The organism is Limnohabitans sp. Rim8 (assembly GCF_945869175.1).
Taxonomy (GTDB): domain Bacteria; phylum Pseudomonadota; class Gammaproteobacteria; order Burkholderiales; family Burkholderiaceae_C; genus Limnohabitans_A.
In genome coordinates this window covers 1-17,107 of sequence record NZ_CAMBNZ010000020.1, presented here as the reverse complement: position 1 = coordinate 17,107, position 17,107 = coordinate 1, and the positions used below count along the sequence as shown (strand labels likewise).

The 17,107-nt window shown below is 56.2% G+C and carries 15 protein-coding genes and 4 tRNA genes; 13 read left to right on the top strand and 6 right to left on the bottom strand.

The annotated features are described in order from the left end of the window. Nucleotides 1-3: 3 nt before the first annotated feature. The 8 genes from Q0O19_RS04985 to Q0O19_RS04950 all read left to right on the top strand — a co-directional run bounded on the left by Q0O19_RS04985 (nucleotide 4) and on the right by Q0O19_RS04950 (nucleotide 9,692). A complete protein-coding gene (locus Q0O19_RS04985; RefSeq protein WP_295520615.1) occupies nucleotides 4-3,159 on the top strand; it encodes an efflux RND transporter permease subunit in 3,156 nt (1,051 codons plus the stop codon). A gap of 116 nt (nucleotides 3,160-3,275) precedes the next feature. Next, nucleotides 3,276-3,362 (top strand) — tRNA-Leu (locus tag Q0O19_RS04980). A gap of 63 nt (nucleotides 3,363-3,425) precedes the next feature. Next, on the top strand, nucleotides 3,426-4,739 hold the full coding sequence (gene tig / locus Q0O19_RS04975; RefSeq protein ID WP_295520613.1) for a trigger factor: 1,314 nt from the start codon (nucleotides 3,426-3,428) through the stop codon (nucleotides 4,737-4,739). A 121-nt stretch (nucleotides 4,740-4,860) separates the two neighbouring features. Continuing rightward, nucleotides 4,861-5,469 carry an ATP-dependent Clp endopeptidase proteolytic subunit ClpP gene (clpP, locus tag Q0O19_RS04970; protein ID WP_295520611.1) on the top strand — a complete coding sequence of 203 codons (609 nt, stop codon included), beginning with the start codon at nucleotides 4,861-4,863 and terminating at the stop codon, nucleotides 5,467-5,469. 108 nt (nucleotides 5,470-5,577) lie between these two features. After that, nucleotides 5,578-6,843, top strand: coding sequence for an ATP-dependent Clp protease ATP-binding subunit ClpX (gene clpX, locus Q0O19_RS04965; protein ID WP_295520609.1), 1,266 nt, complete (start codon nucleotides 5,578-5,580; stop codon nucleotides 6,841-6,843). Nucleotides 6,844-6,943: 100 nt separating this feature from the next. After that, complete coding sequence (gene lon, locus Q0O19_RS04960) at nucleotides 6,944-9,367, top strand: endopeptidase La (RefSeq protein ID WP_295520606.1); 2,424 nt, start codon at nucleotides 6,944-6,946, stop codon at nucleotides 9,365-9,367. 99 nt (nucleotides 9,368-9,466) lie between these two features. Continuing rightward, nucleotides 9,467-9,542: transfer RNA gene (locus tag Q0O19_RS04955), tRNA-Gly, on the top strand. Nucleotides 9,543-9,618: 76 nt separating this feature from the next. After that, a tRNA-Cys gene (locus tag Q0O19_RS04950) sits at nucleotides 9,619-9,692 on the top strand. A 59-nt stretch (nucleotides 9,693-9,751) separates the two neighbouring features. On the opposite strand, the gene Q0O19_RS04945 is transcribed toward Q0O19_RS04950, so the two are convergent. The 3 genes from Q0O19_RS04945 to Q0O19_RS04935 all read right to left on the bottom strand — a co-directional run bounded on the left by Q0O19_RS04945 (nucleotide 9,752) and on the right by Q0O19_RS04935 (nucleotide 11,427). Next, nucleotides 9,752-10,030, bottom strand: a complete 279-nt coding sequence (locus Q0O19_RS04945; RefSeq protein ID WP_295520604.1) for an AraC family transcriptional regulator — start codon at nucleotides 10,028-10,030, stop codon at nucleotides 9,752-9,754. 66 nt (nucleotides 10,031-10,096) lie between these two features. Then, nucleotides 10,097-10,897 carry a hypothetical protein gene (locus Q0O19_RS04940; protein ID WP_295520602.1) on the bottom strand — a complete coding sequence of 267 codons (801 nt, stop codon included), beginning with the start codon at nucleotides 10,895-10,897 and terminating at the stop codon, nucleotides 10,097-10,099. Beyond that, nucleotides 10,894-11,427, bottom strand: coding sequence for a hypothetical protein (locus Q0O19_RS04935; RefSeq protein ID WP_295520599.1), 534 nt, complete (start codon nucleotides 11,425-11,427; stop codon nucleotides 10,894-10,896). The genes Q0O19_RS04940 and Q0O19_RS04935 overlap by 4 nt, the downstream gene beginning before the upstream one ends. Before the next feature lie 128 nt (nucleotides 11,428-11,555). Between Q0O19_RS04935 and Q0O19_RS04930 the strand changes: the two genes are divergently transcribed. The 5 genes from Q0O19_RS04930 to Q0O19_RS04910 all read left to right on the top strand — a co-directional run bounded on the left by Q0O19_RS04930 (nucleotide 11,556) and on the right by Q0O19_RS04910 (nucleotide 14,338). Further along, nucleotides 11,556-11,726 carry a hypothetical protein gene (locus tag Q0O19_RS04930; RefSeq protein ID WP_199172540.1) on the top strand — a complete coding sequence of 57 codons (171 nt, stop codon included), beginning with the start codon at nucleotides 11,556-11,558 and terminating at the stop codon, nucleotides 11,724-11,726. Nucleotides 11,727-11,846: 120 nt separating this feature from the next. Beyond that, nucleotides 11,847-12,239: an MAPEG family protein gene (locus Q0O19_RS04925; RefSeq protein ID WP_295520596.1), complete on the top strand. Its 393-nt coding sequence runs from the start codon at nucleotides 11,847-11,849 to the stop codon at nucleotides 12,237-12,239. A 39-nt stretch (nucleotides 12,240-12,278) separates the two neighbouring features. After that, nucleotides 12,279-12,371 (top strand) — tRNA-Leu (locus Q0O19_RS04920). A gap of 18 nt (nucleotides 12,372-12,389) precedes the next feature. Then, on the top strand, nucleotides 12,390-13,025 hold the full coding sequence (locus Q0O19_RS04915) for a DUF6806 family protein (RefSeq protein ID WP_295520594.1): 636 nt from the start codon (nucleotides 12,390-12,392) through the stop codon (nucleotides 13,023-13,025). Between the two features lie 11 nt (nucleotides 13,026-13,036). Continuing rightward, nucleotides 13,037-14,338 carry an MFS transporter gene (locus tag Q0O19_RS04910; RefSeq protein WP_295520593.1) on the top strand — a complete coding sequence of 434 codons (1,302 nt, stop codon included), beginning with the start codon at nucleotides 13,037-13,039 and terminating at the stop codon, nucleotides 14,336-14,338. Here Q0O19_RS04910 and murI read toward each other — a convergent pair whose 3' ends face one another. The 3 genes from murI to Q0O19_RS04895 form a co-directional block, all read right to left on the bottom strand. After that, the gene (gene murI, locus Q0O19_RS04905; RefSeq protein WP_295520591.1) at nucleotides 14,339-15,190 is read right to left on the bottom strand and encodes a glutamate racemase; all 852 of its coding nucleotides are present in this window, start codon (nucleotides 15,188-15,190) and stop codon (nucleotides 14,339-14,341) included. A 54-nt stretch (nucleotides 15,191-15,244) separates the two neighbouring features. Next, the gene (locus tag Q0O19_RS04900; RefSeq protein WP_295520590.1) at nucleotides 15,245-16,798 is read right to left on the bottom strand and encodes a fumarate hydratase; all 1,554 of its coding nucleotides are present in this window, start codon (nucleotides 16,796-16,798) and stop codon (nucleotides 15,245-15,247) included. Between the two features lie 36 nt (nucleotides 16,799-16,834). Continuing rightward, nucleotides 16,835-17,107: YqhA family protein (locus Q0O19_RS04895; RefSeq protein ID WP_295520588.1), on the bottom strand; the 273-nt coding region annotated here is incomplete at its 5' end.

Genomic DNA, 17,107 nt, shown 5'->3' with positions numbered 1-17,107 from the left:
AGCATGAGTCAAAACGACAATCCCCGATTCAACCTCTCCCGCTGGGCTCTGGAGCACCCCGCCTTGACGCGCTACCTGATGGTGGTGCTCATGGTCTTGGGCATGGCGTCTTATTTTCAGTTGGGTCAGGACGAAGACCCCCCCTTCACATTTCGGGCCATGGTGGTACGGGCCTATTGGCCAGGCGCCACGGCTGCGCAAGTGGCCGAGCAGGTGACCGACAAGATCGAGCGCACTTTGCAAGAAGTGCCTTATGCCGACAAGATCCGCAGTTACTCCAAACCGGGTGAGGCGCAGATCATTTTCCAGATCAAGGACAACTCCAATCCAGGTGACGTGCCTCAAATTTGGTATGCGGTGCGCAAAAAAATCGGTGACATGCGTAGCACTTTACCGCCGGGGGTGGTGGGGCCCTTTTTCAACGACGAGTTTGGTGATGTGTTTGGCGTGATTTATGCGCTGGGCGGCCAGGGTTTTTCGCCTGCAGAGCTCAAGACACAAGCCGACAGCTTGCGTCAGCAACTGCTTCGGGTGCCGGATGTGGCGAAAGTCGAGCTGTTTGGCGTACAAGATGAAAAAGTTTTTGTCGAAGTGTCGCAAAAAAAGTTGTCGCAGATGGGTCTGGACATGGGGGCGGTGCTGGCCCAATTGGGACAGCAAAACGCGGTGGAATCGGCGGGTACCGTGCAGTCACCCGCAGATGTGATTCAGGTCCGCGTGGGCGGTCAGTTTTCATCCCTCCAAGATGTAAAAGACATGCCGATTCGCGGTGCATCGGGTGCGCAAATCCGTTTGTCCGATATCGCCACGGTGACGCGGGGTTATGCGGACCCAGTCAATGTGAAAGTGCGCCACGAACAGCAAGAAGTCATCGCCCTGGGGGTCTCTATGGCCAAAGGCGGTGACATCATTGCCCTGGGCAAGGCTTTGCGTGGGACGGTCAAAAGCATCCAAGCCAGCTTGCCTGTGGGCATGACTTTGACCCAGGTGCAGGACCAACCGAGCGCCGTGTCCAATTCGGTCAATGAGTTCATCAAAGTGCTGATCGAGGCGGTGGTGATCGTGTTGGCTGTGAGTTTTTTGGCCTTGGGCCTGCACAAACGCCCGGGCCATCAGCCTGTTTGGCGCCGCTGGACTTTGGACATTCGCCCTGGTTTGGTGGTGGGCATCACCATTCCCTTGGTCCTGGCCGTGACTTTTCTGGCCATGCACTACTTGGGCATTGGTCTGCACAAAATTTCGCTGGGTTCGCTGATCATCGCATTGGGTTTGTTGGTGGACGACGCCATCATTGCGGTGGAGATGATGGTGCGCAAGATGGAAGAGGGGTATGACAAAGTCCGCGCTGCGACTTTTGCCTATGAGTTGACGGCCATGCCCATGCTCACGGGCACACTGATCACGGCTGCCGGCTTTTTACCGATTGGCATGGCCAAGTCCATGACGGGCGAATACACCTTTGCGATTTTCGCGGTCACAGTGGTTGCGCTCTTGGTCAGTTGGGTGGCCTCGGTTTACTTTGTCCCGTATTTGGGCGCTTGGTTGCTCAAACCCCCTGTGCACACGCTATCGGCCGAGCAGTTGGATTCGGCCGAGATGTTCAACACGCCTTTTTACCGGCACTTCCGTGCCTGGGTGACTTGGTGCGTGACCCACCGCTGGAAGACGATTGGCATCACCGTGTTCTTGTTCGCCATGGGCATGCTGGGCATGGGCAAAGTGCAACAGCAATTCTTTCCGGACTCCTCTCGCCCTGAGATCATTGTTGACTTATGGCTTCCAGAGGGCTCACCCGTCAAAGCCAGTGAGGATGTGACCCGCCGTGTGGAGCAGCGTCTGGCCCAAGAAGCAGGTGTGAAGTCGGTCACGGCTTGGATCGGTTCGGGCGTGCCCCGCTTTTATTTGCCACTCGATCAAGTGTTTCCCCAGACCAATGTGGCGCAGCTGATTGTCTTACCGGATGACCTGAAAACCCGAGAGGTGCTGAGGGCTCAATTGCCAGCATTGCTGGCCCAAGAGTTTCCCGAGGTGCGTGGCCGTGTGAAATTGTTGCCCAATGGTCCACCCGTGCCCTATCCGGTTCAGTTTCGGGTGGTGGGGCCCGATCCCCAAGTGTTGCGATCAAAGGCCGACGAGATCAAAGCGCAAATGCGCCTGAATCCCAACACCCGGGGTGTGAACGACAACTGGAATGAATCGGTCAAGTCGGTGCGCCTGGACGTGGACCAAGCCAAAGCCCGGGCATTGGGTGTGACCAGCCAGTCGATCGCACAAGCTTCTCGCACCTTGCTCAGTGGTTCGGCTGTGGGCCAATTTCGTGAAGGCGACAAGCTCATTGACATCGTTTTGCGCCAGCCTTTGGATGAGCGAGACGCCTTGTCGGACTTGAGTCAAACCTATGTGCCCACGGCTTCTGGCCGGTCGATTCCGTTGCTGCAGGTGGCCACCCCCGTTTTTGCCTGGGAGCCGGGTGTGATGTGGCGGGAGGGGCGGCAATTTGCCATCACGGTGCAGTCGGATATTGCTGAAGGGCTGCAAGGCGCCACCGTGACGGCCCAGTTGCTGCCCGAGTTGAAAAAGACCGAGGCCAGTTGGCAAGGCCAGGGCTTGAATGGCTACCGCATCGAGGTGGCCGGGGCCGTCGAAGAAAGCGCCAAGGGCTCAGCTTCGATTGCAGAAGGCGTGCCGGTCATGCTTTTTATCACTTTCACCTTGCTCATGCTGCAGCTGCAAAGTTTCAGCCGTGCCATGCTGGTGTTTTTGACCGGTCCTCTGGGGATGGCGGGCGTGGCAGGGGCTTTGTTGGTCTTAGACAGACCGTTTGGTTTTGTGGCGCTGCTGGGCGTCATTGCGCTGATGGGCATGATCCAGCGCAACTCGGTGATCCTGATCGACCAGATCGAACAAGACCGTGCAGCGGGCATGGCACCATGGCAAGCGATTGTGGAGTCTGCAGTGCGGCGTTTGCGTCCCATCGTGCTCACGGCTGCGGCGGCGGTGTTGGCCATGATTCCGTTGTCCAGAAGCATTTTCTGGGGGCCCATGGCGGTGGCCATCATGGGTGGCTTGATTGTGGCGACCGCTTTGACCTTGCTGGCCCTGCCGGCCATGTACGCGGCTTGGTTTCGAATTGAGCGGCCAAATCAAGACCCGACCTGAAATTGCCCAATTGAAGCGGCTAAAATATAAAGTTGACCGATTTCAAGCGGGCGGTCAGGTTTGCCAAAGGGCTTCGGCGCCAATGGGTGGGCCTGGCGCCCTTTTTATTTGGACATGCGCGGGTGGCGAAATTGGTAGACGCACCAGGTTTAGGTCCTGACGGTGGCAACACTGTGCGGGTTCGAGTCCCGCCCCGCGCACCAAACGACTTGTGGCCGATGACATCAGCAGCGGCCTGTGAGACATTCAATTAACCGAGAACGACGATGACTGTGACTGTTGAAACCCTTGAAAAGCTGGAACGCAAGATCACCCTGAGTGTGCCTGTGGCGGCCATTCAGTCCGAAGTGGATGCGCGTCTGAAGAAAATGGCCCGCACCGTCAAGATGGATGGCTTTCGTCCAGGCAAAGTGCCCATGAACGTGGTGGCGCAGCGCTATGGTTACTCGGTTCAGTACGAGGTGCTGAACGACAAAGTAGGTCAGGCCTTCTCTGTTGCGGCCAACGAAGCCCAAGTGCGCGTGGCCGGTCAACCCCGTATTTCTGAAAAAGAAGGTGCCCCCGAGGGCGAGTTGAACTTTGATGCTATTTTTGAGGTGTACCCCGAAGTCAAGCTGGGCAACTTGGCCGACACCGAAGTGGAAAAACTGACTGCTGAAGTCTCTGACGCGGCCATCGACAAGACCTTGGACATTTTGCGCAAGCAGCGCCGCACTTTTGCCCAGCGTGCCCAAGATGCTGCTGCGCAAGAGGGCGACCGAGCCACCATCGACTTCGAAGGCAAGATCGACGGTGAAGTGTTTTCCGGGGGCAAAGCCGAAGACTTCCAGTTCATTTTGGGCGACGGCCAGATGCTCAAGGAATTCGAAGAAGCTGTGCGCGGCATGAAGTCGGGCGAAAGCAAAACCTTCCCCTTGGCATTTCCCGCCGATTACCACGGTCAGGATGTGGCGGGTAAAACCGCTGACTTCATGGTCACCATCAAGAAAATTGAAGCCGCCAATCTGCCCGATGTCAACGAAGCCCTGGCCAAGTCCTTGGGCATTGCTGACGCGACCGTGGACGGCCTGCGTGCTGACATCCGCAAAAACCTGGAGCGCGAGGTGAAATTCCGCCTCCTGGCGCGCAACAAGCAAGCCGCCATGGACGCTTTGGTCGCCAAGGCTGAGCTGGACTTGCCCCAATCCATTGTGCAAAACGAAATCGAGCGTCTCAAAGAAGGTGCTCGCGCTGACTTGAAACAGCGCGGTGTCAAGGACGCAGAGAATGCCCCGATTCCTGACGACATCTTCCGTCCTCAAGCGGAGCAGCGCGTTCGTTTGGGTTTGGTGGTGGCCGTAGTTGTGCGTGGCAACACTCTGCATGCCAAGCCTGAACAGATCAAGGCCCACATCGCAGAGTTGGCCGCCAGTTATGAGCGTCCCGATGACGTGGTGCGTTGGTACAACAGCGACAACCAACGCATGGCCGAAGTCGAAGCCGTAGTGATCGAGAGCAATGTCTCTGACTTCGTGTTGGCCCAAGCCAAAGTGGTCGAAAAAGCCATTTCTTTTGAAGAGTTGATGGCCCAGCACGGCTGATCGGTTTCGATTCCCTTGAAAATGGGGCTTGTGCCGTGCTTGCAGTTCGGCTGACAAGCCCCATCTCATTGGTGGGCTTGAGCACTCAGGTTAAAGTCACATTCATATTTTTGGAGAAAAGATGAGCGCACTGGACATCACAAATTTGGGCATGGTCCCTATGGTCGTCGAGCAGTCGGGCCGCGGTGAACGCGCCTACGACATTTACTCGCGTCTGCTCAAGGAACGCGTGATCTTTTTGGTGGGTGAGGTCAATGACCACATGGCCAACCTGATCGTGGCCCAGTTGTTGTTTTTGGAAAGTGAAAACCCTGAAAAGGACATTTCGCTGTACATCAACTCGCCGGGTGGTTCGGTCAGTGCCGGCATGGCCATTTATGACACCATGAACTTCATCAAGCCCGATGTGTCAACTTTGTGCAACGGCATGGCCGCCAGCATGGGGGCTTTCTTGCTCTCTTCAGGCGCCAAGGGCAAGCGTTTTTCGCTGCCTAACTCCAAAATCATGATTCACCAACCTTTGGGTGGTGCGCGTGGTCAGGCCACCGAAATCGAAATCGCTGCGCGTGAGATCATCAAGACCCGTGAACAGCTCAACCGCATCTTGGCCGAGAACACAGGCCAGCCTTTGGAGCGCATCGAGCGCGACACCGAGCGTGACTATTACTTGTCAGCCAATGAGTCCAAAGACTACGGTTTGGTGGACGAGGTGATTTCAAAACGCGCTTGAGCGTGGCCGGGGTTCCCGGCTCCCAGGTTGACGGCGTTTACCTCAAAAGGGTGAGCGCCGTTTTTCTTTCGTTATCATTGACGAATTCCGGATACCGAGGCGACATTTATGGCCGATAAAAAAGGCTCAACGACTGAGAAAAACCTGTTTTGCTCCTTTTGTGGCAAAAGCCAGCACGAGGTCAAAAAGCTGATAGCAGGACCATCGGTTTTCATCTGCGATGAATGCATTGACTTGTGCAACGACATCGTGCGCGATGAACTGGCCACCACGACGCTGGCCGATGGCGCTAAAGAGGGTTTGCCAACCCCCCTGGACATCAAAACCAACCTCGACAACTACGTCATTGGTCAAGAAAAAGCCAAGCGCAGCTTGGCGGTGGCGGTCTACAACCACTACAAGCGCCTCAAGCACAAAGAAAGTGCCAAGAAAGACGACGTGGAGCTGGCCAAAAGCAATATTTTGCTGATCGGCCCCACGGGTTCGGGCAAAACTTTGCTGGCGCAGACCATGGCCCGCATGCTGGACGTGCCCTTTGTCATGGCCGACGCCACCACCTTGACCGAAGCCGGCTATGTGGGTGAAGACGTTGAAAACATCGTGGCCAAATTGCTGCAGACCTGCAACTATGACGTGGAGCGGGCTCAGCGCGGCATTGTCTACATCGACGAGATCGACAAGATCACCCGCAAATCAGACAACCCATCGATCACCCGTGACGTGTCGGGCGAGGGCGTGCAGCAAGCTTTGCTCAAGCTTGTCGAGGGCACCATGGCCAGCGTTCCACCCCAAGGCGGGCGCAAACACCCCAATCAAGATTTTCTTCAAATTGACACCACCAACATTTTGTTCATTTGCGGCGGTGCATTTGCTGGCTTGGAAAAAGTCATCGAAAACCGCATGGAATCCGGTGGCATTGGTTTTGGAGCGACCGTCAAGAGCAAAAAACAGCGCTCCGTGACCGATGTGTTCAACGAAGTTGAACCCGAAGATTTGATCAAATTTGGCCTGATTCCAGAGTTGGTGGGCCGTTTGCCTGTGGTGGCGACTTTGGCTGAATTGACCGAAGACGCACTGGTTCAAATCTTGACCGAGCCCAAAAATGCAGTGGTCAAGCAGTTCACCAAACTGCTGGCCATGGAGGGGGTGGAGCTTGAAGTTCGCCCCAACGCATTGGCGGCCATGGCCCGCAAGGCCTTGGCCCGCAAAACCGGTGCCCGCGGCCTGCGCTCGATCATGGAGCAAGCGCTGATTGACACCATGTTCGAATTGCCCAACCAAGCGAACGTTGAAAAAGTCGTGGTGGACGAATCCGTCATCGACGACAACAAACCACCGTTGCTGGTATACCGCGAGTCGGCCAAGCAGGCCTGACCCACATGTGCTGCATCACGCTATGGATTCCTTGCTGCGGCTGGGTTGAATTCGCGTCCGCAGCAACCATGTGTAGCTGAATAGACCCGAGGGACACACCATGTCTGGACACACGCCTTTGCCATCCACCTTGATTGAACTTCCGATGTTGCCTTTGCGCGACGTCGTGGTGTTCCCTCATATGGTGATTCCTTTGTTTGTGGGTCGCCCCAAGAGCATCAAAGCCTTGGAGTCGGCCATGGCCGCTGAGCGCCGCATCATGCTGGTCGCCCAAAAGACCGCAGCCAAGGACGAACCTGCTGTCGACGACATGTTCGAGGTGGGGTGCGTATCGACCATATTGCAGATGCTGAAACTGCCCGATGGCACGGTCAAAGTGCTGGTCGAGGGCCAACAACGCGCCGTGGTCAAGTCGATTGAGGATGGCGATGCGCACTTTGTAGCTGCCGTCACCCCTGTCGATCCTCTTTCTGAACAATCGGATGCCAGCAGCGAAATTGAGGCGCTGCGTCGCGCCGTGATGCAGCAGTTTGACCAGTACGTCAAACTGAACAAGAAAATACCGCCTGAGATCCTCACCTCGATTTCCAGCATCGACGACCCCGGTCGCTTGGCCGACACCATTGCCGCGCATTTGCCCCTTAAGCTGGAAAACAAGCAGCAGGTGTTGGACTTGGCCAACATCAAGGCGCGGCTGGAAAACCTTTTTGCGCAACTCGAGCACGAGGTCGACATCCTGAATGTGGACAAGCGCATCCGTGGCCGTGTGAAGCGCCAAATGGAAAAGAACCAACGTGATTTCTATCTGAATGAGCAGGTCAAGGCCATTCAAAAAGAACTGGGCGATGGCGAAGAGGGCGCTGACATCGAGGAACTCGAAAAGAAGATCAAGGCCGCCAAGATGTCTGCTGAAGCCCGCAAAAAGGCTGATGGCGAGCTGAAAAAACTCAAACTGATGTCTCCCATGTCGGCAGAAGCATCGGTGGTTCGCAATTACTTGGATGTGTTGATTGGTCTGCCTTGGGGCAAAAAGACCAAGCTCAAACACGATTTGTCCAATGCCGAAGGGGTGTTGAACCAAGACCATTTTGGCCTGGACAAAGTCAAAGACCGAATTTTGGAATACCTCGCAGTCCAGCAACGCGTGGACAAAGTCAAAGCGCCGATCCTGTGCTTGGTTGGCCCCCCCGGCGTGGGCAAAACATCGCTGGGCCAGTCGATTGCCAAGGCCACAGGGCGCAAATACGTGCGCATGGCGCTGGGCGGTATGCGCGATGAGGCCGAAATTCGCGGTCACCGCCGCACCTACATCGGTGCCTTGCCCGGCAAAGTGCTGCAAAACCTGAACAAGGTGGGTACCAAGAACCCGCTGTTCTTGCTCGACGAGATCGACAAACTGGGCACCGATTTCCGGGGTGATCCCTCCAGCGCCTTGCTGGAGGTTTTGGATCCTGAACAAAACCACACATTTGGTGATCACTATGTTGAGGTTGACTTTGATCTGAGCGATGTCATGTTTGTGGCCACCTCGAACTCCATGAACATTCCCTCGGCCTTGTTGGACCGGATGGAAGTGATCCGATTGTCTGGCTACACCGAAGATGAAAAAACCAGCATCGCCATGAAGTATTTGCTGCCCAAGCAAATGACCAACAACGGTGTGAAAGACACGGAACTTCAGGTGACCGAAGACGCTGTGCGTGATGTGGTGCGTTATTACACCCGTGAAGCCGGTGTTCGCTCCCTAGAGCGTGAGTTGGGCAAGATTTGCCGCAAGGTTGTCAAAGCCTTGTTGCTCAAGCAAATGACGCCACAGGTGTTGGTGAATGCCGATAACTTGAACGACTTTTTGGGCGTGCGCAAGTACACCTACGGCCGTGCCGAGCAAAAAAACCAAGTGGGTCAAGTCGTGGGTTTGGCGTGGACCGAGGTGGGCGGCGATTTGCTGACCATCGAAGCAGCCTTGATGCCTGGCAAAGGCGTGATCACCCGCACCGGCTCCTTGGGCGATGTGATGAAAGAGTCGGTGGAGGCTGCACGCACCGTCGTGCGCAGCCGTTCACGCCTTTTGGGCATCAAAGACGAGGTCTTTGAAAAGAAAGACCTGCACATTCACGTGCCGGACGGCGCCACGCCCAAAGATGGGCCGAGTGCCGGTGCCGCCATGACCACGGCCATGGTGTCTGCCATGACGGGCATTCCTGTGCGTGCCGATGTGGCCATGACGGGCGAGATCACCTTGCGCGGTGAGGTCACGGCCATCGGCGGTTTGAAAGAAAAGCTGTTGGCGGCCCTGCGAGGTGGCATCAAGACCGTGTTGATTCCAGAGGACAACATCAAAGACCTTCAGGACATTCCCGAGAATGTCAAAAATGGTCTGGAGATCGTCCCGGTCAAATGGATCGACCAAGTGTTGGATGTGGCTCTGGAGGCCAAGCCCACACCCTTGAGTGACGAAGAGGTGGCCGCTGCAGCCTTGTCTGCGGTCGCGTCAACCACCAAGCAAGAAGCAGTTAAACATTGATGCAATATTTTCAAGGGGAGATCAAAGCCCCTTTGAAATTGCATTACAATTTGTCCATTCCACAGAATGGAGCATAAAATGCTCGGCTTTGTGAAATGCGCGGGAATAGCTCAGTTGGTAGAGCGCAACCTTGCCAAGGTTGAGGTCGCGAGTTCGAATCTCGTTTCCCGCTCCAAACATCTGAAAAACAAACTTTTTTTCAGGCATTGGGAAGCATAGGCTTCCCATTTTTGTCGGACTTAAATGCTTTTGGCGCGATAGCAAAGCGGTTATGCAACGGATTGCAAATCCGTCTAGCCCAGTTCGACTCTGGGTCGCGCCTCCAATGAATCACCCCTGAGCTTCATCCCTCAGGGGTATTTTTTTGTCTTTCCTCAAAATGCCTCAATTGGCCCGAGCAACCCACACGGTGGCGCCCAGGGGGCCATACAGTTCAGCATGGGGGACATTCCGCGCCAAGCGGAAATCATCACCCGCTTTGAGGTGCTGAGTTTGCTCACCCACGGTCAACCAATATTCACCGCGAACAACGTGCGCGCTGACATCAAAAGGGTGGGTGTGGGTGTCGAGTTTCAAATCGGCATCCCACTCACGGACAATGATTTCGTCAAATCCCTCGTCCATCGATTGGGCTGTGAATGCTTCAAGAGTGCGTGCGTGCATGTCGGGACCTTACAAGCCAAATCAACATCCTAATGGGCTTGAATGCACACCGCAGTCGCCAACCCGTCACCCATGCAACAAGTCAGGCGCGATCCCTGCGCAGTAAATAACGGCAGGGAAACTGCTGATCCAGGCCCAAAAGAACCGGTTGAGCCCCAAGAACCAATAAACCAAGAAGTGAAAGACGGCGGCTACCGAACACCAAAGCACCGCCCATCGCACATCGAGCAGTGCCAATGGGAAAAACCCCTCCCAAAGCGTGAATGACCATGAACAGAGCAAAGCCACCATCCGGTTTCGAAAAATGCTGTCTTGTGCCAGTGGGCCGTAAACTCCTGTGTCCAGAAAAAGTGGCAAAGCTCGGCCTGAGCGCCATTCAGGCCGCAAGAGCTTCACCCATCCCGAGACAAAGTAAGAGCTGATGGTTTGCAAGGTGATGTACCAAAACCCGGCCTGCCAACCTAAGGACACATCGGTGAAAGTGCCCACCAAATGGGACAACAACAAGCCCGAGATGCCGACCAGTGTCATGAAGTCACTGCCACCATTGAAAGCACCGCGCCAGCGCAACAGCAAAAGAATGGCCATCACAAACAGCAAGGCCGCACCCACCAAGCCCACTTGTCCAAAGATCAGGGCCATGGCCAAAACACCCCGCAACCACAAGCAACGGGTGTAAATTTTTTCTTGGAAAAGAAGGTTCAGCGTGGCCTTGATCCATGCTGGTCGTGCTGGGATCTCTAGCGAGAGGACGGGCCATTGGGTCAGCTTGTCAAGCGAAGGCAGACGCAGGTACTCCAATGTTTGCACAAGCAAACTCAAGCCCAGCAAAATTTCAAAACCACGAACCGCCCAGGCCAATGTCATGGGCTCACCACCGGTGATTGCAACATGAGCTGGCTGTTTTGGCCATCGGGCAGCTCCATGCGCACTTCAAATTGGTAGGCCATGGGTGCGCCAGTGGAAAGCCGAGACAACATGGGCACATCTCCCCAGCACGCGCCAGAGATGGCTTGATGCGCCAACTGGTCGACAAGTTGGTAAGTCACTCGGTCCCGAATGTCCGCGCCTTCTGGCATGTCGTTGATGTCGTTGGCCAAATGGTCCACCAAATTTTGGTGCGCCAAAGCCAAATTCACAGCAGGGTTGTGAACCAGGTGAAAAACTTTTCTGGGCAATCGGGGGTAAATCACGTGCCAGTCTGTCCAAGTGTTCATGTCAAATTGGCCGCGAACGTAAAGACGAGGGGCCAGTTGGATGCCATGGTAGAACTTCCAGTTGGGGAAAAAGGCCCTGAAGAAAAACAGCCAAGGCCCGTCAATCACACCCCAGCGCTTGCGCAAATTGAGCGCCAATAACGCGAAATAACCCAAGATCAGCCAGGTGGTGATGTCCATGACGGCAGTTTATCGCCTGATCGAACAGCGGCAGGACAGGTCGACAGATCCAGTAGAACAGCAGATCAGGCAAAACAGCCCATTCTTGTGGCTTAATATCGACTTGCATAATTTATCTGGAGCCGAAGATGGGCAACAAAATCGTTACCGAAGCAGATCGTAAATTCACCCCACCACTGCCTGCATTGCCCGGTGTGACCTTGCGCACAGCAGGCCGCGGTCAGCGCGTCAGCTTGGAGCGTGGTGTGGCCACGCGCAGCAAGAAAAACCCAGGCAAGCGCTCCAAAAAAGGCGGTTGATCCTGATGCGCTCGGCTGGTGCCGGGCCAGTGAATGGCCACTGATGATCTCAGTGGCTTTTTTTATGTGATGGCTGGACCTGCCCCTCAAGATCGTGCCCGGCATGTCAAGGAGAGCTGAATGATGATTTCTTACGGTGCTTTGTTGGTGGCTGGACTCATGCCCGTGGTGTGTGCCGGCATCGCCAAATCGGGATTCAAAGGCTATGACAACAGCGATCCCCGCGCTTGGCTCGCTCAGCAAACGGGCTTCAGGGCCAGAGCCAATGCGGCGCAGGCCAACTGTTTTGAAGCTTTTCCCTTCTTTGCGGTCGGTGTCATTTTGGCTTTGCTCACGGGTGTCGCCCCTCAACTCGTCGATACGCTGTCTTTGTTTTTCTTGGTCATGCGCGTGGCGTATGTGTTTTTCTACATCACCGACAAAGCCAAGTGGCGGACGATGGTGTGGTCTGCAGCCTATTTGACAGTGGTGGCCTTCTACGCACTGGCCATGCTGAATTTGCAGATGGACTGATGCCAATTCAACCCCTTATCAAGGCACAATAAGCGCTCTGCCCCGGTGGTGAAACTGGTAGACACACCGGACTTAAAATCCGTTGCTTCGTTCATAGCGGGCGTACCGGTTCGATTCCGGTTCGGGGCACCATTCTGGGAAAACACCATCATGAAAAACGACAACGCACCGCTTGAAATTCATGTGCATGGTGATGTGCCCATCAAAACCGGCACCGATATCCAAGCGATCCAAGAAGCACTCAAACCCCTCTGGCGTTACGCAGGTGCGCGCAATATGAGCGATGGTTCACCCAGCTTGTACGAAGAAGAACCAGGCATTCGGTTTGATGGTGATTTGAGTCGTCTTCAGTTGTGCTGGACGGTTCGAGGCGATGAAGACTTTCGCATGGTCATGGAAGACCTGTGCATGAACATCAACGACTTGTCTTCTGCAGGGGCACAGATCGAAGTCACCTTTTATGACACCGAATTTGACGACGAGGACGAAGCCAGCGGCAACGAGTCGCGTGACGATTTTGTGATGCTTTTCGTGGGGCCCGATCCAGGGGCCATCATGCAAGCGCAGCGCGACCTCTTGATTCACGATGTGGTCAACATGATGGAGCGTCATTTCGATGGTTCTGAGTTGTCTGGCGTGGTGGCCGAGATCGACAAGTTGTTCAGTCTGCGTTTTGACAATTTGGTCAGCTCACTGGAGCTGGGCAAGCCCCCACGAGGCTCTGGCGGTAACGGCAACACGGGTGGCCACGGCGGCGGGGGTCGCCGCCCCAGACACCTCCACTGAAAGCATTTGTCATGGCTGACATGTTTTCTCGCGCTGCGCTTCGGCCCGATGTTCGGTGGCGCGAGGTGTTTGGCTGGGCCATGTATGACTTTGCCAACTCAGGCTACACCACGGTGGTCATCACGGCTGTCTTTGCGGCTTATTTTGTCGGTGGGGTTGCCGGCGGTGCACCTTGGGCCACTTTGGCTTGGACATCGGGTTTGAGCCTGTCTTATTTGATCGTCATGCTCACCATGCCTGGCTTGGGCGCTTGGGCTGATCGTGTGGCTGGCAAGCGTCGCTTGCTCATGTGGGTCACCGCCGGCTGCGTGCTCAGCACCGCTGCTTTGGCTTGGGTGGGCCCGGGGCAGGTGGCTTTGGGCTTGCTCTTGTTGGTGATCTCGAACACATTTTTTTCATACGGCGAGTCATTGACGGCCTCGTTCTTGCCTGAGCTGGCACAAGCCGACGCCATGGGTCGGGTCAGTGGCTGGGGTTGGGCTTTGGGTTATTTGGGAGGCATGCTCACGCTTGGGCTTTGCCTGGCTTATGTGTTGGCGGCTCAGGCCCGGGGTGAAACCGGCAGCCAATTTGTGCCCGTGACCATGGTGATCACGGCATTGGTTTACGGCGCTGCTGCCTGCGTGACCTTTGCATTGATGCGAGAGCACGCTTTACCGCAATCCGATGTGCCCGTCGTTGGTGTTTTTCGCAGCCTGCAAGGCTTGAGAAGGACATGGCGCGATGCGCGGACTTACCCAGACTTCAACCGTTTGATGGCCTGTGCGGTGGCGTATCAAGCCGGTGTGGCGGTGGCGATTTCATTGGCTGCGATTTACGCCGAACAAGTCATTGGTTTTCAACCGCAGGAAACCATGGTTCTGATTTTTGTGTTGAATCTGGCCGCCTTTGTGGGGGCGTTTGCCTTTGGCTATGCGCAAGACAAGCTGGGCCACAAATTGGCCTTGTCACTGACCTTGTTGGGCTGGATCTTGACGTGTGTGATCGCTGCATTGTCAACCACCAAGGAAGTATTTTGGTGGGCCGCAGCCATTGCCGGGGTTTGTATGGGTTCGAGTCAGTCTGCAGGCCGTGCGATGGCGGGCTTGATGGTGCCGCCGACTCGCGTGGGTGAGTTTTTTGGTTTGTGGACTTTCGCTATCCGCTTGGCCAGCATATTGGGGCCTTTGAGCTATGGCTTGATCACCTGGCTGAGTGGCGGTAACCAACGCCTGGCCATTGGCGCGACGTCTTTGCTGTTTGTGTTGGGTTTGGTGTTGCTCATCCCCGTCGATGTGGCGCGTGGCCGGCGCAGGGCCTTGGGCCAAGACTGATCAAACCTGCATGTCTGCCCGGTGGCACGCCGAGTGGGGCAGCTGCAACCACCGTTGCGCTGCGGCTTGAAGCCCTGCCACATCCCCATTGCTCATCAGGCACAGGCGTGCCGACAAGGCGTGCGGAGCCGGTCCGGTTCTGAGCAGCCGCGCTGACTCCAACAGCCTGCGAGTTTGGCGGGCCACCGGCTCACCGGTCGACACCAGCTTCACTTGCGGCCCCAGCAAAGCGCTCAGCGCGTCTTGTGCAAACACATAGTGGGTGCAGCCCAACACCAGCGTGTCCATTTGGCCAGAGCAGGAGCCAAATTCGCCCATGAGACGGGTGTACTGTTGCAGCAACTGGGCGATGCTTTCGGTGGCTTGGCCACCCTCGGTCAAACTGGTGCTTTGTTCAATGGCCAGTGCCAGCCCATCGCAGGCCTGCAGAGTGAACTGCGCCTGGCCATGTAAATGACCCAGCAAGCGCTGAAATTTTTCACTGCTCAAAGTGCCCCGCGTGCCCATGACACCAATGTGTCCGGTTTGGCTGATCTGCAGGGCGGGCTTCAACGCAGGTTCGACGCCAATCAGGATCAGCTGTGGATGCTGCGCTCGCAATTCGTGGATGGCCACTGCCGTGGCCGTGTTGCATGCCACCACCAAGGCTTTGATGTGGTGCTGTCGGATCAGGTGGTCGGTGATGGCCAGGCTGCGCTGGCGAACGAACAGGTCTGTTTTTTCGCCATACGGTGCATGGCCGCTGTCGGCCCAATAAACAAAATGCTCGGCAGGCAAAGCCGCTTGCAAGGACTGCAAGACACTCAAGCCCCCAATGCCGCTGTCAAAAACGCCAATCGGTGATTCAATCATGAAGCGGGAGAAGGGCGCAAGTCATCAGGGCTCAGAACCATCGCCACTGCACGTTCAGGCGGCGTTGACGCCAATGCCTTTGAACTCGCCCGTGGCGATGCGTTTTTGCCACTCGGCAGGTCCTGTGATGTGGGCGCTGGTGCCGCCCGCGTCCACAGCCACCGTCACTGGCATGTCGACCACATCAAACTCGTAAATGGCTTCCATGCCCATGTCGGCAAAACCCACCACTTGGGCGTGCTTGATCGCTTTGGACACCAGGTAAGCCGCGCCGCCCACGGCCATCAGGTAAGCGCTCTTGTGTTTTTTGATGGCTTCGATGGCGACTGGGCCGCGTTCGGCCTTGCCGATCATGGCAATCAGGCCGGTGTTGGCCAACATCATTTCGGTGAAGCCGTCCATGCGGGTGGCGGTGGTGGGGCCTGCGGGGCCCACAGCTTCGTCGCCCACCGGGTCCACCGGGCCGACGTAGTAGATCACCCGGTTGGTGAAATCGACCGGCAATGGTTCGCCTTTGGCCAGCATGTCCTGGATGCGTTTGTGGGCCGCATCGCGGCCCGTGAGCATTTTGCCGTTGAGCAACAGGGTTTGGCCGGGTTTCCAGGCGGCAACCTGCTCGGGTGTCAGCTTGTTCAAGTCCACGCGCTGGCTCTTTTCGGTGTCGGCGGTCCAGTTCACGTTGGGCCACAAATCGAGTGATGGTGCTTCCAAGTAAGTGGGGCCAGAACCATCGAGCACGAAGTGCGCGTGGCGGGTGGCGGCGCAATTGGGGATCATGGCCACAGGCTTGGAGGCCGCGTGCGTAGGGTACATCTTGATCTTGATGTCCAACACCGTGGTGAGGCCGCCTAGGCCTTGGGCGCCAATGCCCAAGGCGTTGACCTTGTGGTAAAGCTCCAAGCGCATCTCTTCTACGGGGTCAAGTTTTGCGCCTTGGTTTGATTTCTCGAGGAGCTGGTACATGTCCAGGTCGTCCATCAGGCTTTCTTTGGCCAGAAGCACCGCTTTTTCAGCGGTCCCGCCGATGCCGATGCCCAGCATGCCGGGTGGGCACCAGCCAGCGCCCATGGTGGGCACGGTTTTCAGCACCCAGTCGACGATGCTGTCCCCGGGGTTGAGCATGATCAACTTGGACTTGTTTTCGCTGCCACCGCCTTTGGCGGCCACGGTCACATGCACATGCTGTCCGGGCACGATCTTGGTGAAAATCACTGCAGGCGTGTTGTCTTTGGTGTTTTTGCGGTTGAAGTGCGGGTCGGACACGACCGACGCACGCAACACGTTGTCGGGGTGGTTGTAGCCGCGGCGAACACCTTCGTTGACCGCGTCTTCCAGGCTGCCGGTGAAACCGTCGAACTTCACGTCCATGCCCACTTCCAGGAACACGTTGACGATGCCCGTGTCCTGGCAGATTGGACGGTGGCCGAAAGCGCTCATCTTGCTGTTGGTCAGAATCTGCGCAATCGCGTCCTTGGAGGCCGGACTTTGCTCGCGCTCATAGGCGCTGGCCAAATGCGAGATGAAGTCGGCCGGGTGGTAGTAGCTGATGTATTGAAGCGCAGCGGCAACGGATTCGATCAGGTCGTCCTGTTTGATCAATATGCTCATGTTGGTGTGTTCCCGGATAAATCAAAAATCGGTCGTTCAATGTGCTTTGTCATGGTGCGACATCAGGCGGTCGGCATAGGCGATCGCGATCGCGCTGAACAAGAAAGCCATGTGGATGATGGTTTGCCACATCAGCACTTTTTCGTCGTAGTTGGCGGCGTTGATGAAGGTCTTGAGCAAGTGGATGGAGCTGATGCCGATGATGGCCGTGCCCAGCTTGACCTTGAGCACCGAAGCGTTGACATGGCTCAACCACTCGGGTTGGTCCGGGTGACCTTCGAGGTTCAAACGAGAGACAAAAGTCTCGTA

Bases quoted from the DNA above. Each gene is read 5' to 3' on its own strand.
- Q0O19_RS04985 (WP_295520615.1), top strand. From the start codon at position 4: ATGAGTCAAAACGACAATCCCCGATTCAACCTCTCCCGCTGGGCTCTG.
- tig (WP_295520613.1), top strand. From the start codon at position 3,426: ATGACTGTGACTGTTGAAACCCTTGAAAAGCTGGAACGCAAGATCACC.
- clpP (WP_295520611.1), top strand. From the start codon at position 4,861: ATGAGCGCACTGGACATCACAAATTTGGGCATGGTCCCTATGGTCGTC.
- clpX (WP_295520609.1), top strand. From the start codon at position 5,578: ATGGCCGATAAAAAAGGCTCAACGACTGAGAAAAACCTGTTTTGCTCC.
- lon (WP_295520606.1), top strand. From the start codon at position 6,944: ATGTCTGGACACACGCCTTTGCCATCCACCTTGATTGAACTTCCGATG.
- Q0O19_RS04945 (WP_295520604.1), bottom strand. From the start codon at position 10,030: ATGCACGCACGCACTCTTGAAGCATTCACAGCCCAATCGATGGACGAG.
- Q0O19_RS04940 (WP_295520602.1), bottom strand. From the start codon at position 10,897: ATGACATTGGCCTGGGCGGTTCGTGGTTTTGAAATTTTGCTGGGCTTG.
- Q0O19_RS04935 (WP_295520599.1), bottom strand. From the start codon at position 11,427: ATGGACATCACCACCTGGCTGATCTTGGGTTATTTCGCGTTATTGGCG.
- Q0O19_RS04930 (WP_199172540.1), top strand. From the start codon at position 11,556: ATGGGCAACAAAATCGTTACCGAAGCAGATCGTAAATTCACCCCACCA.
- Q0O19_RS04925 (WP_295520596.1), top strand. From the start codon at position 11,847: ATGATGATTTCTTACGGTGCTTTGTTGGTGGCTGGACTCATGCCCGTG.
- Q0O19_RS04915 (WP_295520594.1), top strand. From the start codon at position 12,390: ATGAAAAACGACAACGCACCGCTTGAAATTCATGTGCATGGTGATGTG.
- Q0O19_RS04910 (WP_295520593.1), top strand. From the start codon at position 13,037: ATGGCTGACATGTTTTCTCGCGCTGCGCTTCGGCCCGATGTTCGGTGG.
- murI (WP_295520591.1), bottom strand. From the start codon at position 15,190: ATGATTGAATCACCGATTGGCGTTTTTGACAGCGGCATTGGGGGCTTG.
- Q0O19_RS04900 (WP_295520590.1), bottom strand. From the start codon at position 16,798: ATGAGCATATTGATCAAACAGGACGACCTGATCGAATCCGTTGCCGCT.